This window comes from Nocardia sp. NPDC003269 (assembly GCF_042888005.1).
Lineage (GTDB): Bacteria > Actinomycetota > Actinomycetes > Mycobacteriales > Mycobacteriaceae > Nocardia.
On sequence record NZ_JBIAPA010000002.1, the window covers coordinates 55,919 to 69,521 of the forward strand.

At 70.2% G+C, this 13,603-nt stretch carries 14 protein-coding genes; 8 read left to right on the forward strand and 6 right to left on the reverse strand.

Features of this window, described 5'->3' with window-relative positions; genetic code table 11:
- Positions 1-44: 44 nt before the first annotated feature.
- Together ACFYWJ_RS10910 and ACFYWJ_RS10915 are read left to right on the forward strand one after the other, a co-directional pair.
- Positions 45-1,193 carry a hypothetical protein gene (locus ACFYWJ_RS10910; protein ID WP_355276418.1) on the forward strand — a complete coding sequence of 383 codons (1,149 nt, stop codon included), beginning with the start codon at positions 45-47 and terminating at the stop codon, positions 1,191-1,193.
- 161 nt (positions 1,194-1,354) lie between these two features.
- Positions 1,355-2,074 carry a DUF1906 domain-containing protein gene (locus ACFYWJ_RS10915; protein ID WP_355276417.1) on the forward strand — a complete coding sequence of 240 codons (720 nt, stop codon included), beginning with the start codon at positions 1,355-1,357 and terminating at the stop codon, positions 2,072-2,074.
- Between the two features lies 1 nt (position 2,075).
- Here ACFYWJ_RS10915 and ACFYWJ_RS10920 read toward each other — a convergent pair whose 3' ends face one another.
- Together ACFYWJ_RS10920 and ACFYWJ_RS10925 are read right to left on the reverse strand one after the other, a co-directional pair.
- Positions 2,076-2,435, reverse strand: a complete 360-nt coding sequence (locus ACFYWJ_RS10920; RefSeq protein ID WP_355276415.1) for a hypothetical protein — start codon at positions 2,433-2,435, stop codon at positions 2,076-2,078.
- Positions 2,436-2,537: 102 nt separating this feature from the next.
- Entirely contained in the window at positions 2,538-3,257 is a 720-nt protein-coding gene (locus ACFYWJ_RS10925; protein ID WP_355276413.1) for a hypothetical protein, read from the reverse strand.
- Positions 3,258-3,616: 359 nt separating this feature from the next.
- Here ACFYWJ_RS10925 and ACFYWJ_RS10930 point away from each other — a divergent pair, with 359 nt between their 5' ends.
- The gene (locus ACFYWJ_RS10930) at positions 3,617-4,840 is read left to right on the forward strand and encodes a mannosyltransferase (protein WP_387163380.1); all 1,224 of its coding nucleotides are present in this window, start codon (positions 3,617-3,619) and stop codon (positions 4,838-4,840) included.
- A 4-nt stretch (positions 4,841-4,844) separates the two neighbouring features.
- On the opposite strand, the gene ACFYWJ_RS10935 is transcribed toward ACFYWJ_RS10930, so the two are convergent.
- On the reverse strand, positions 4,845-5,144 hold the full coding sequence (locus tag ACFYWJ_RS10935) for a 4a-hydroxytetrahydrobiopterin dehydratase (RefSeq protein WP_355276411.1): 300 nt from the start codon (positions 5,142-5,144) through the stop codon (positions 4,845-4,847).
- Positions 5,145-5,198: 54 nt separating this feature from the next.
- A complete protein-coding gene (locus ACFYWJ_RS10940) occupies positions 5,199-5,375 on the reverse strand; it encodes a hypothetical protein (RefSeq protein WP_355276409.1) in 177 nt (58 codons plus the stop codon).
- 124 nt (positions 5,376-5,499) lie between these two features.
- Here ACFYWJ_RS10940 and typA point away from each other — a divergent pair, with 124 nt between their 5' ends.
- The 4 genes from typA (at position 5,500) to ACFYWJ_RS10960 (ending at position 10,681) form a co-directional block, all read left to right on the forward strand.
- Positions 5,500-7,404 carry a translational GTPase TypA gene (gene typA, locus ACFYWJ_RS10945; RefSeq protein WP_355276407.1) on the forward strand — a complete coding sequence of 635 codons (1,905 nt, stop codon included), beginning with the start codon at positions 5,500-5,502 and terminating at the stop codon, positions 7,402-7,404.
- 149 nt (positions 7,405-7,553) lie between these two features.
- A complete protein-coding gene (locus ACFYWJ_RS10950; RefSeq protein ID WP_355276405.1) occupies positions 7,554-9,275 on the forward strand; it encodes an ABC transporter family substrate-binding protein in 1,722 nt (573 codons plus the stop codon).
- The gene (gene mshB / locus ACFYWJ_RS10955) at positions 9,272-10,165 is read left to right on the forward strand and encodes an N-acetyl-1-D-myo-inositol-2-amino-2-deoxy-alpha-D-glucopyranoside deacetylase (protein ID WP_355276403.1); all 894 of its coding nucleotides are present in this window, start codon (positions 9,272-9,274) and stop codon (positions 10,163-10,165) included. Before ACFYWJ_RS10950 ends, mshB begins: the two co-directional genes overlap by 4 nt.
- Before the next feature lie 75 nt (positions 10,166-10,240).
- Positions 10,241-10,681: a hypothetical protein gene (locus tag ACFYWJ_RS10960; protein WP_355276401.1), complete on the forward strand. Its 441-nt coding sequence runs from the start codon at positions 10,241-10,243 to the stop codon at positions 10,679-10,681.
- A 3-nt stretch (positions 10,682-10,684) separates the two neighbouring features.
- Here ACFYWJ_RS10960 and ACFYWJ_RS10965 read toward each other — a convergent pair whose 3' ends face one another.
- The gene (locus tag ACFYWJ_RS10965) at positions 10,685-11,425 is read right to left on the reverse strand and encodes a TetR/AcrR family transcriptional regulator C-terminal domain-containing protein (RefSeq protein WP_355276400.1); all 741 of its coding nucleotides are present in this window, start codon (positions 11,423-11,425) and stop codon (positions 10,685-10,687) included.
- 173 nt (positions 11,426-11,598) lie between these two features.
- Here ACFYWJ_RS10965 and ACFYWJ_RS10970 point away from each other — a divergent pair, with 173 nt between their 5' ends.
- A complete protein-coding gene (locus tag ACFYWJ_RS10970; RefSeq protein WP_355276398.1) occupies positions 11,599-13,116 on the forward strand; it encodes an MFS transporter in 1,518 nt (505 codons plus the stop codon).
- 75 nt (positions 13,117-13,191) lie between these two features.
- On the opposite strand, the gene ACFYWJ_RS10975 is transcribed toward ACFYWJ_RS10970, so the two are convergent.
- On the reverse strand, positions 13,192-13,563 hold the full coding sequence (locus ACFYWJ_RS10975) for a DUF1622 domain-containing protein (RefSeq protein WP_355276396.1): 372 nt from the start codon (positions 13,561-13,563) through the stop codon (positions 13,192-13,194).
- Positions 13,564-13,603 lie beyond the last annotated feature (40 nt).

A 13,603-nucleotide genomic window follows, 5' to 3' on the forward strand; every position in this document is an offset into this window, starting at 1 on the left:
TGCCATTACCCGGGGGTTTCCCTCCGTCACGTACGGTGTCCGATGTGCGCGCGAAGGTGACCGAGGACGCTCGTCGAGACCCGAGGTGGATCGACTATGCCGATTTCGGCGAGCGCTTCGTCACCTACGCGGTGACCGAGGAGCGCATCGCCGCGGCGGTCGCGGGCATGACCGGACGCGGTGTCACGATCGGACCGTTCTCCCTCGGCCCCGCCGGACTGGCCGGATTCGTCGCCGAGGGCACCCTCGGCACTCCCGCCGTCACCCGCAATGCCGGTGACGCGCTGGCCTTCAATGTCCGCGTACCGCTCACCTTGGCGGTGAACCTCGTGCTCGGCGGGCGCAAATTGCGCCTGGCCGCCGTGGTCGAGATCGGGCTGAACCTGCACGCGCGCACCGCGCAACCACTGCTGGTGGTGATCGACGTGGCTCCGGTGACCGCCAGGGACGTGAGCTTCACCCTGCGCGCCGAGGCCATCGACACCGCGTGGGAGATGCTGCTCGACCCGATCGCCGGTCTCGTGCAGCGCGAGGTCGCGAACCGGGTGAACGCCATCGTCGGCGATCCGAAGGTCCGCTCCGAGCGGGTCTTCGACATCGAGGCCATCCTCGACGGCTACCGCTCGCCGCACCGCAACGACACCGTCTTCGAGTGGATCGACTTCCGCGAGTTCGGCCTGCGGTTCTTCACCCACATCGTCACCAGGGACCGCGTGCACGACGTCGTCGCGCAGATGGCGGGCAGCGAGATCGTGGTCGGGCCGCTCTCGGAGGGTCCGCGCGGCGCGGCCACGGTGACCGTGCGCGGCGCGATCGAGCAGCCGCGCGTGATCGATCGCGGGGTGGGTGCCCCGGGCGACCCGCGCGTGTTCGACATGACCCTGCCCGTCGGCCTCGACATCACCGTCGACGTGCTCAAGGCCAACCACTACCGCGCCGACCTGCAGATTCCGCTGGTCCTCACGGCCAAGGCCGCCGAGCCGTTACAGATCGTCATCGATGTGCCGCCGCCCGCGGTCGAGGACATCTCGATGGAGTTCACCGCCAAGGGGCTGCGCGCGGCCACGCTGGCCCGGCTGGCCGGGATCAAGCGGCAGGTGGTGGCGCAGGTCGTCGCCGTGGTCAGCACCGAGCTGGCCGACCCGTCGACCCGCACGATCGATGTGGGCGCGGCCATCGACAGCGCCACCTGACCCGTGTGACAGCTGGGACGAAAGTGACCTTTGGTTCTGGCGGTTCTCCTGTGGTTGTGGTGAAATGAGTGCACGTTCGAGGCTCCCGGCGCGCGGGATTCGGGGAAGGCGCGCCGGGCACGCTGCCGGTTGAGGGTCGGGTTGCGCGAAGGAGCTCTGCGATGCGTTCTGTTCCGGTGACCCGGCGGGAGTTCTTCGGATTCGCCGCCGCCGCGACCACGGTCGGGCTCGGCCTGGCCGCCACCTCCGCCGCGCCCGCGGCCGCCCAATCCTTCGGCACGCTGGTCGATTACGCCGCCGGGGTGCCCTCGGCCGAGTCGATCAGGGCCGCGGGGCACATCGGGGTGATCCGGTATGTGTCCGACCGCAGGCCCGGCGCGGAGTGGATGGAGGGCAAACCGCTGCTGGCGGCCGAGGTCGAGGACCTGTGGGCGGCCGGGCTGTCGATCGTGTCGAACTATCAGTTCGGCAAGGGCCCGACGGCCGACTGGCGCGGCGGCCTGGAAGCGGGCAAGCGGCACGCCGAGCGCGGCTGGGAATTACACACCGCCGCGGGCGGTCCCGACACCGCGCCGATCTACGCCTCCATCGACGACAACCCGTCCGAGGAGGAGTTCGACGAGATGATCGCCCCGTATATCGAGGGGTGGCAGTCGGTGCTCGGCGCTGACCTCGTCGGCATCTACGCCAATACCCCCACCATCGACCGCGCGCTCGACGCCGGGCTGGGTTCCTGGTTCTGGCAGCACAATTGGGGCACGCCGAAGGGCTATGTGCACCCCGGCGCGCAGCTGCACCAGTTCGAGATCGACAAGCGCGACATCGACGGCATCGGTGTCGACCTGAATCGGGTGCTGGCCACCGACTACGGCCAGTGGTGAGCTAGGTCTGGCAGTGGCAGGTCGGCGCGAGCCGCAGGTCCGGCTCGTCGTCGGGGATGACCCGCAGCGTCGGCCTGCCCTCCGGTTCGGCGAGCACGCCCCGCCACGCCAGCAGTGACCAGCGGGACAGGCCGGACAGCGCCGAGCCAAGGCTCAGGAACGAGCCGGAGGAGATCGCCGACCCGAACGAGCCGACCGATCCGACGGACAGCACCGAGCCGACACTGCCGATCGACAGGATCGAATACGCCGACCCGATCGACAGGATCGAGCCCTCGGACCGATAGGACAGGATGGAGCGGCTGGACCGCCGACTGCGGATCGACCGAGCGGCGCGGGGTGAACCTTGCGTGGTCGCCATGGTTCTCGGTCTACCACATCGCGGTGCTCGCGGGAACCCGCTGACAACGACAGAGCCCGGCCGGTTCCCGAGGGAACGGACCGGGCTCGGTGTGTCGCGGACCTAGACGGTGAAGAAGCCCAGGGTCGGCAGGAAGTTGCAGGTGCGCGGGGCGGCGCCCTCGGCCTGCGTGGTCAGCGAACCGGAGACGACGGCGACGACGCGGCCGTGTCCGGTGCTGGCGATGGCCGACAGGGTGGCCGGGCCGCCGGGGTTGATCTTGGCCTCGTCGGTCAGCGTCTGGATCGCGGACTGGCGGGTGTCGAGGTTGAGCCACTGCACCGTCATCGGCGGGTTCTGCTCGGCGGTCGGCGCCTTGGTGCCGAGCGCGGTGAACACGAAACCGGCCTGACCGGCGGCGACGCCGGGCGGGGGCAGCTGCGCCGGACCGGCGACCGCGAGCGCGGTGCCGACCGAGTCGGCGCCGTCGCCGATGCAGCCCTTGCCGATCGTCGGGTACAGGAACTGGGCGATGACCGGGCCGTCCTGCGGGATCTCCGGGCCACCGCCGCCGCTGCCGTCGAGGAAGGTGATGATCCGCTCGAGCGTCGACTTGATGGCGGGCGGCAGGTTCAGGGTGGCCAGCAGGGCGCGCGCCTGATCGAGCAGCGCGGTCTGCGGGCTCGCGACGTCGGCGGGGCCGGCGATCAGGCCCGCGACGGCGGGGGCGAAGGCGGCGAGCGCGTCGACCGGGACGCCCTCGGGCACCATCGGCACGCTGATCGGCGCGGCCTGCGGGGCAGGCGCCGGAGCGGCGATGGTCGACGCCGGCGCGACGAGCATGGCGCTTGCCGCAATGGCGAATGCGGTCGTTGCGATCCGCGATCCTCGGCTACGAAGCACTTGTCTAGCCGTCCTTACCTCGGTGTTGCGATGGGGCGAGGGGTGTCGAGCCCTTCGATGTCGGGGTCACTCTAAGGACATCGCTGCCGTGTTGTACAGCCGCCCGGCCGTCGGCGGCGAACCGGCAGCCGTGTTCATCGACGCTAACCCCCACCGGTGTTACACCTGGGGATGTTGATGCAAATGTTACCGATGGTGTCGCGCGCCCGCGCGAGAGGCCGTGCGCGCGGCTGTCCGTGCCCGCCCGGTTAAGGTGAGGAAAGCACCGCGACGCCGCCCACTCGACCGAAAGCCTGGCATTGAACCGACACCTCCGATGGGCTCTCGCGCTGCTCGGATTGTCCGTGCTCGCCAGGCTGGGCTGGATGCTGTTCGCGAAGAACGGCCTCAATGTCGTCGATCTGCACGTCTATGTGGACGGGTCGGCCGCGCTGCTCACCGATCGCCTCTACGACTTCACCTACGCGGAGAAGACGCCGGACTTCCCGCTGCCGTTCACCTATCCGCCGTTCGCCGCGCTGGTCTTCTTCCCGCTGCACTATCTGCCGTTCTCGGCGGTCGCGGTCGGCTGGATGCTGGCCACCGTCGCCGCGCTCTACGGCGTGATCCGGATCAGCTTCGACCTGCTGCTCGGCGCCGACCGGGCCCGGCAGCCGCGCTGGATCACCGCCGCGGTCGGCTGGACGGCGCTGGGGGTCTGGCTGGAGCCGGTGCGCACCACCATCGACTACGGCCAGGTCAATGTGTTCCTGGTGTTCGGCGCGATGCTGGCGGTGCGCAGTGCGCGCTGGTGGATCTCGGGCACGCTGGTCGGCGTGATCGCCGGCATCAAGCTGACGCCCGCGATCACCGGGCTGTACTTCGTGGCCCGCCGCCGCTGGGCGACGGTGCTGTGGTCGGCGGCGGCCTTCGGGCTGACCGTCGCTGTGAGCTTTCTCATCAACGCGCACGAGGCGAAGCGGTATTTCGGCACCCTGCTCGGTGACGCGGACCGGATCGGGCCGGTCGGCTCTGTCTGGAATCAGTCGCTGCGCGGCACGCTGAGCCGGATCCTCGGCTACGACGTGCAGTCCGGGCCGTGGTGGATCGCCGCGGTGCTGGTCACGGCGGTGCTGGCGGTCCTGGCCTGGCGCACGCTCGGCCCCGACGACCGGCTCGGCACCCTGGTGCTGGTGCAGCTGTTCGGGCTGATGATCTCGCCGATCTCCTGGTCGCACCACTGGGTCTGGCTGATCCCGACCGTGCTGTGGCTGCTCTACGGGCCGCTGCGGCGGGAGCGCGTCGCGCGGATCATCGCCGGCTTCTGGGTGCTGACGATGCTGATCGGCGTCCCCTGGGTGCTGTCGTTCGCGCAGCCGACGATCTGGACGATTCCCCGGCCGTGGCCGCTGGCCTGGCTCGGCGCGGTCGACGTGATCGGGGTGTTCGTGCTCCTCGGCTGGCTGATCTGGCACGGCCGCGACACCCTGCGCGCCCAGGCGCGCTGGCTCGGCCGCCGTGCCGAAGTCCCCGCGACCAGCTGAGGACTCAGCCGCCGACGATGTCGTCGATGGTGTGCGCCATGGCCGTGTCGTTGGCGGTGAGGCCACCGGCCGAGTGCGTACTCAGGGTGAATCGCAGTGTGCGCCATCGGATATCGATGTCGGGATGATGATCGGCCGCCTCGGCCGCGGTGGCGACCTTGCGCACCAGTTCGATGCCTGCCGGGAACGACGCGGCCTGCACCGTGCGGGTGATCGCGGCACCGTCGCGGGACCACTCCGGGAGAGTGGCCAGGGCGATGGTGATCTCGGGATCGGAGAGCAACGCCGGTTTCGGAGTACCCATACCTGCAGTTCTACGCCTGGTTCGGGCAGCACGCATCGCCCGTGGTCATCCGCCTCAGGCCGCGCGCGCCTTCTCCAGCGCCTTTTTGAGATCTTTGCCGCACACTCCGGCGGCCTCGGCCTTCTTCATGCGCATGATGACGACGGGACATTTGAAGCACCGCGTCTTCTTCCTGCAGCACTTTTTCTTCGGCTTCAGGCTCGACACCTTCTTAGCCTTCACCTTGCCCATGCGGGTTAGCGTACCCTAAGTACAAAGCCTGACACGTGCGTGCCACTCCGGTACCGGTAGGGTGTAACAGGCCGCGATGCCAGATGAATGCGCGCCAATACACCAACAGCAGGAGGATTGAGGCGTGTCGTCTACACGCGATTTTCGCAACGTCGCCATCGTGGCCCACGTCGACCACGGCAAGACGACGCTGGTCGACGCCATGCTTCGTCAGTCGGGCGCGTTCGCTGAGCGAGCCGAGCTGGTCGACCGGGTCATGGACTCCGGAGATCTGGAGCGCGAGAAGGGCATCACCATTCTCGCCAAGAACACGGCGGTCCACCGCCATCACCCCGACGGCTCCGTCACCGTCATCAACGTGATCGACACCCCCGGCCACGCCGACTTCGGTGGTGAGGTCGAGCGCGGTCTGTCCATGGTCGACGGTGTCGTGCTGCTGGTCGACGCGTCCGAGGGCCCGCTGCCGCAGACCCGGTTCGTGCTGCGCAAGGCGCTCGCGGCCAAGCTGCCGGTGATCCTGGTCGTCAACAAGACCGACCGCCCCGACGCCCGGATCGAGGAGGTCGTCGAGGAGTCGCACGACCTGCTGCTCGACCTGGCCTCCGACCTCGACGACGAGGCCGCCGAAGCCGCCGAGCTGGCGCTGGACCTGCCGGTCCTGTACGCCTCCGGCCGTGAGGGCAAGGCCTCCAAGGAGCGTCCCGAGAACGGTCAGGCGCCCGCCGCCGAGAACCTCGACGCCCTGTTCGACGTGCTCATGGAGAACATCCCGGCGCCCAAGGGCAACCCGGAGGCGCCGCTGCAGGCCCACGTCACCAACCTCGACGCCTCGGCCTTCCTCGGCCGCCTGGCGCTGGTGCGCGTGCACAACGGCGAGCTGCGCAAGGGCCAGAACGTCACCTGGATCAACGCCGACGGCGCCAAGCAGGTCAAGATCACCGAGCTGCTGCAGACCATCGGTGTCGAGCGTCAGCCCGGCGAGGTCGCCGTCGCCGGTGACATCGTCGCCATCGCCGGCATCCCGGACATCATGATCGGCGACACCCTCGCCGACATCGAGAACCCGGTCGCGCTGCCGCGCATCTCCGTCGACGAGCCCGCCATCTCGGTGGTCATCGGCACCAACACCTCGCCGCTGGTCGGCCGGGTGCAGGGCCACAAGCTGACCGCCCGCATGGTGAAGTCGCGCCTGGACCAGGAACTGATTGGCAACGTGTCGCTGCGCGTGCTCGACATCGGCCGTCCCGACGCCTGGGAGGTGCAGGGCCGTGGTGAGCTGGCGCTGGCCATCCTGGTCGAGCAGATGCGCCGCGAGGGCTTCGAGCTGACCGTCGGCAAGCCGCAGGTGGTCACCAAGCAGGTCGACGGCAAGGTGCACGAGCCGTTCGAAGAGCTGACCATCGACTGCCCCGACGAGTACCTGGGCGCGATCACCCAGCTGCTGGCCGCCCGCAAGGGCAAGATGGTGCAGATGAGCAACCACGCCGCCGGCTGGGTGCGCATGGAGTTCATCGTGCCCTCGCGTGGCCTCATCGGCTTCCGGACCGTGTTCCTCACCGAGACCCGCGGCACCGGCATCGCCAACGCCGTCTCGCACGGCTACGCGCCGTGGGCCGGTGAGATCCGCGCCCGCCACACCGGTTCGCTGGTCTCCGACCGCGCAGGCTCCGTCACCCCGTTCGCGATGATCCAGCTGGCCGACCGCGGTCAGTTCTTCGTCGAGCCGGGTGCCGACACCTACGAGGGCATGGTCGTCGGCATCAACCCGCGTGCCGAGGATCTCGACATCAACGTCACCCGCGAGAAGAAGCTGACGAACATGCGCAGCGCGACCGCCGACGTGATGGAGACCCTGGCCAAGCCGCTGACCCTGGACCTCGAGCTGGCGATGGAGTTCTGCGCAGGCGACGAGTGTGTCGAGGTCACCCCGGAGGTCGTCCGCGTGCGCAAGGTGGTGCTCGGCGCCAACGAGCGTGCTCGCGACCTGTCGCGCCGCAAGGCGCGCGACCGCGCGGTGAGCAACTCCTGATCGGGTTCTGACAGTGGGACGGTACTTCGGTACCGTCCCACTGTCGTTTCCGCAGTGACCGGTGCCGGGCTCCGGGCAGATGAGCGAGGTAGGGTGCCAGAGTGAGTTCGGGGGTCAGACGCGCGAGGTGGCGCGTGGCGGTGATGGCGATGACGGCCTCGACGGCGGTCCTCGCCGGTTGCACCGCGAATCCACCGCCGCCGATCGAGAGCACCGATTCGCCCAAGACCACCCAGGCCAAGCCGGGGAAGAACACGGTCGTGGTCGCGATCGACGACATCGGCATCGGGTTCAATCCGCATCTGCGCTCGGATCAGTCGCCGGCCACCAACGCGGTGAGTTCGATGGTGCTGCCGAGCCCGTTCCGGCCGGTGGCCGCGCAGGCGCATCCGGCCGTGGTCGACTGGGTGCCCGACGCCTCGCTGATCGAATCGGCCGAGGTGACCGCGCAGGAACCGTTCACGATCACCTATACGCTGCGCAACCAGGCCAACTGGTCCGACGGCGCCCCGATCGCGGCCGAGGACTTCCGGTTCCTGTGGCAGCAGATGACGACGCAGCCCGGGGTGGTCGATCCGGCCGGCTACCGGCTGATCTCGGACGTGGCGTCCTCCGGCGGCGGCAAGACGGTGACCGTGACGCTGTCCCAGCCGTATCCGGCCTGGCGCGAACTGTTCTCGAACCTGCTGCCCTCGCACCTGGTGAAGGATTCGCCGGGCGGCTTCACCAGCGGCCTGGTCGATCGGATTCCGGTCTCGGGCGGCAACTTCACCATCAAGTCGGTCGACCGCGGTCGCGACGAGATCCTGCTCGAGCGCAACGACCGCTTCTGGGGCACCCCGGCCGCGCCGGACCAGATCCTGTTCCGCCGCGGTGGCACCCCCTCGCAGCTGGCCGAGTCGCTGCGCACCGGCGACGCCCAGATGGCGCTGGTGCACGGTGGTGTCGCGACCCAGGCCCAGCTCGCCGCGATCCCCTCGGTGCGGACCACGATCATGCCGCAGGCCCGCGAGCTGCAACTGGCGCTCAACGGCCGCTCGGGCGATCTCACCGACCCGCGCGTGCGCAAAGCGGTGCTCGCGCTGCTCGATTCGGCGCTGCTGGCCACCGTCGGCGCGCAGACCGGCGGCTGGGTGGAACCCGCACGCGCCCAGGTCCTTCCGCCGTCGAGTCCCGGCTACGTGCCGACCGCGCCGCCGCGGCTGAGCACCGAGGAGGCGTTCGCGCTGCTGGCCGAGGCCGGTTTCGGCCGCGCGCCGGAGACGCCGCAGACCGGCTCGCCGACCTCGCCGGCGCCGCGCCCGCGCTCGGTCGCGCGCAACGGCAAGGTCCTGTCGGTGCGGATCGGCGCCGTCAACGAGGACGCGGCGACGCTGGCGGTGGCCAACACCGCCGCCGACCAATTGCGCAGCGCGGGCATCGATGCCACCGTGCGCGGCGTGCCCGCCGACGAGCTGTACGGCAAGGACCTCACCGAATCCGCGATCGACGCCATCGTCGGCTGGGAACTGGCGGGGGACGACCCGGCGACGGTGCTGGCCTCCCGCTACGGCTGCCCGCCGCCGGAACTCCCCGGTGCCGACAGCAAGGCGCTGGCCGCGGCCGAGGCCTACCGCAAGGCGCCGAGCAATATCGGCGGCGTGTGCGATCCGTCCCTGCAACCCTCGATCGACGAGGCGCTGCGCGGTGTCGAGGTGCCGCGCGTGCTGGCCGAGGCCGAGCCCAAGCTGTGGGAACTGTCGACGGTGCTGCCGATCGTGCAGGACAACGTCGTCGCCGCGGCGGGTCCGCGGGTGGACGGCGTCTCGATGGCGGGCGCGATCCAGGTCGGCATCTTCGGCGACACGGCGCAATGGCGGAGGATCCCATGACGCATTCGACCCGCGAGACCGGCGGCCTGCTGCTGGTGCACGCCCATCCCGACGACGAAACCCTCACCACCGGTGGCACGATCGCGCACTATCGCAAGCGCGGCGTCCCCGTCACCGTGGTGACCTGCACGCTCGGCGAGGAGGGTGAGGTCATCGGCGAGCGCTGGGCGGGCCTGGTCGCCGCCGAGGCCGACCAGCTCGGCGGCTACCGCATCACCGAACTCACCGCGGCGCTGGCCGCGCTGGACGCGGGCGCGCCGTGGTTCCTCGGCGGCGCGGGCCGGTGGCGCGATTCCGGCATGGCGGGCACCCCGTCTGCCGCGCATCCGCGGGCCTTCGTGAACTCCGGTGACGCGGCGGTCGAGGCCCTGGTGGAGGTGCTGCTGGAGCTGCGGCCGCGGGTCGTGGTGACCTACGATCCGCGCGGCGGGTACGGCCATCCCGACCACATCCGTGCGCACGAGATCACCACCGCCGCGGTCGAAGCCGCCGCGGCGCGGGGCTGGGACGTGCCCAAGTTCTACTGGACCGTCACCGACGGCGACCTGCTGCGCCAGCACACCGCGGCGCTCGCCCGCCGCACCGTGGACGAGTTGCCCGGCGCCTTGCCCGCGGGCTGGCGGTTGCCGGTGGAGGCCGAGCTGGCCGCGATGACGACGACCGGCGTGACCACCGTGGTCGATGTCGCCGACGCCGTCTCCGCCAAGCGCGCCGCCATGCGCGCGCACGCCACCCAGGTGACCGTCGCGCCCAGTGGCCGGGAGTTCGCCCTGTCCAACAACATCGCGCTGCCGGTGCTGCCGGAGGAACACTTCACGCTCGTGCGCGGCACGCGCGGGCAGGCAGGCGCCGACGGCTTCGAGCACGACCTGTTCGCCGGGCTCGACTGAGCCGGACACGCGTCCGCTGATGGCGGCTGCCGACGGCGGCGTGGTCTGCCCGCCCGGCCGAATAGACTCGCCCCCATGGTGACCGACTCCGATCAGCCCGCAGGCACGCCGACCGCCGTGCTGCGGTCAGTGCGCCTGCCCGCCCGGTTCGACCCGGTGATCTCGGGGCTGATCGTGGTGCTGCTGCTCGTCGACGCGCTGATCACGCTGGCGCTCGAGGTGCTGTTCCTGCCGCTCTACGTCGGTGCCGTCGCGCTGCCGGTGGCGGCGCTGCTGGCCGCGCCGATCAACGTGGCGCTGGTCTACGGCATGGAGTCGGTGACCTCGCGGCTCGGCTTCGCCTTCGCGCCGATCGTGGTGTGGGTCTTCGGATTCCTGGTGGCGGCCTCGCGCGGACCGGGCGGTGACATCCTGCTCGGCAGCGACGGTCGCACCCTGCTGCTGCTGGCCTGCGGGGTGCTCGCGCCCGCCGCCTACCTGTACTACCGCTCCAACGTGGGGCTGTTCCGGGCCTGAGGGTCAGCGGCGGGTCTCGGCGCCGTCCAGGATCAGGTCGATGGCCTGGGTGAACCGGTTGACGACCCCGCTCGCCGCCTCGGCCACGACCTCCTCGCGCTGGTCGACGTAGCGCCGGTGCAGGCGCGGGAAGTCCGCCGAGGCCGCGACGCTGGCCGCCATCACCTGGTCGACCCACTGGTCGGTGGACAGTCCGCTGCGGGCGATCGTCATCAGCATCGCGGCCTCGTTGGCGCACGAGCCGACGATGAACCGGAAGACCGTGTTGGTGGTGGCGTCGACGACCTCGTCGGAGAAACCGCCCGCCTCGACGAGCCCGAGCATCGAGTCGGTCAGCCGCATCATGTTGGGGCCGAGGTAGGTCAGCGCCGCGTTGCCGAACACGATGGTGACCCACGGGTGGGCCAGCAGTGTCGCGCGCAGTCCGTCGGCCTGGGCGTGTACCCGTTCGCGCCAGTGCGCCGGGTCCGGTTCCGGGCACGGCACCTCCCCGATGACCTGGTCGACGACCAGCTCGAGCAGCTCGTCCTTGTTCGCGACGTGCGTGTAGAGCGAGGTGGCTCCGGCGCCGAGGCGCGCGCCGAGTTTGCGCATGCTCAGCGCGTCGAAACCCTCCTCGTCGAGCAGCGCGATCGCCTCGTCGACGATCTGATCTCGGCTGAGCGCGGGTTGATCTCGGCGTTCACGGGTCGGCCTGGTCCACACCGATGCGATCTCGGTCGAATTCGTGCTGCCCGCGGCCATCGCTGCCTCCTGTGCTGGTGATGTCGGTCTCCACGTCGCGTGTCCGCACAGCATAGCCCCTTGAGAACGGTGTACGGATCACGCACGCCGTACCTATTGCGCACAGCGTTCCGCGATCGTACAGTGTTCGACATGACCGCACGCTGTGCGGCGATACTCGAGAGGAGAGCAGGATGGACCCGCTCGCAACGGCTGCCACCGATCCGGTGGCCCGCAACCCCCGCCGGTGGCTGATCCTGATCGTGCTGTGCCTGAGCTCGCTGGTGCTGATCGTGGACAACATGGTCCTCACCGTCGCCATCCCGCAGATCGCCACCGATCTGGACGCGAGCGCGCAGCAGATCCAATGGATCATCGACGCCTATCTGCTGGTGTTCGCCGGCCTGCTACTCACCTCGGGCAGCCTCTCGGACCGGTTCGGCCGCAAGCTGGTGATGGTGATCGGCCTGGTCCTCTTCGGCGGCGCGTCCCTGCTGGCCGCCTACGCCACCAGCGCCGAACTGCTGATCGCGGGCCGCGCGCTGATGGGCATCGGCGGCGTGCTGATCATGCCGAGCACGCTGTCGATCCTCATCACCGTCTTCGACGACGACGAACGACCCAAGGCGATCGGCGCGTGGAGCGCGGTGGCCACGGTCGGCATGGTCGGTGGCCCGGTCGTCGGCGGTGTGCTGCTCGACCACTTCTGGTGGGGGTCGGTATTCGTGATGAACGTGCCGATCGCGGCGGTCGCCATCGTGGCCGCGCTGGTGCTGATGCCCGAGTCCAAGGGCCCGTGGCGCAGGCCCGACCTCCCCGGCATGCTGACCTCGATCATCGGCATGACCGCGCTGGTGTGGACCATCATCTCGGTGCCGCACGCGGGCTGGACCGATCGTGACGTGCTGGCCGGCTTCGCCGTCACGGTGCTCGCCCTCGGCGCCTTCGTGGTCCGCGAACTGCGCACCGACGAGCCGATGGTCCCGCTGCAGCTGTTCCGCAATCGCACCTTCACCGGTTCCAGCTTCTCGCTGGTCCTGGTGACCTTCGCCAACGGCGGCCTGGTCCTGGTGCTCACCCAGTACCTGCAGTTCGTGCTCGACTACTCGCCGATGCGGACCGCGCTGGCCTTCACCCCGATGGCCGTCACCCTGCTGGTGGCCAACGGCATCGGCGCGGTGCTGGTCGGCAAGCTGGGCGCGCGGATCGTCACCATCGCGGGTCTGATCGTGGTCGCCGCGGGCTTCGCGGTGCTGGCCACCCTCGACGCCGGGGCGAGCTTCACCCTGCCCGCCGTCGCGATGGCGCTGCTCGGTGCCGGTGGCGGCCTGGCGATGCCCGCCGCGATCGGCGCCCTGATGAGCGCGGTGCCCGAGGACCACGCGGGTGTCGGCTCGGCGCTCAACGACACCATCCAGCAGGCCGGTGCGGCGCTGGGCGTCGCGGTGCTGGGCGCGGTGCTGGCGGGCACCTTCGCCGGTGCCATGCCGGACTCGGCGCCCGCCGCGGCCAGGGAGTCGATCGCGGGTGCGCTCGGTACCGGCGACGGCACCGTCATCGGGCTGGCGCGCGACGCCTTCTGCACCGCCATGCAGGTCACCTTCGGCGTCGGCGCGCTGGCTTCGGTCGCCGCCGCGGTGCTCGCGGTCATCCTGATGCGGGACGTGAAAACCGATGCGCCGGAGCCGGAGCTCGAGGCGGCGGCGGTCTAGGTCACCGAGCGCGGAAACGGCCGGGAAGCGTTCGCTTTCCGGCCGTTTCGCGGTCTCCGCCGGGGGCGGGCTCGATCAGGATGCCGTGGTCGCCGCGTCCTCGGGGAGCGGCCGCTGCCACGGCCATCGGCCCGTGAGCTCCAGCTCGAGTGAGTAACTGAGGAACGTCCGGACCAGCACGATCAGGGCCAGGACCCCGACGCTGGTGAAAGTCGGTGCGATGGCGACGGTTCGGATGATGTCGGCGGCGACCAGGAATTCCAGCCCGAGCAGGATGGCCCGGCCGAGGCCGCGCCGGTAGACGCGATAGGCGGCGTCGAAATCCGTGTGCCCTGCCAGCGCGCGGACGAACTTGACGGTGCCGACGAGCCCGCCGATGACGATCGCCGCGACGCCAGCGCCGTCGAGCGCCTGACCCGCGGTCTCGATGATCTCGGTGAACTCCACACCAACCAGCCTCCGTCCACAGCACAGAGCACGCTGTACG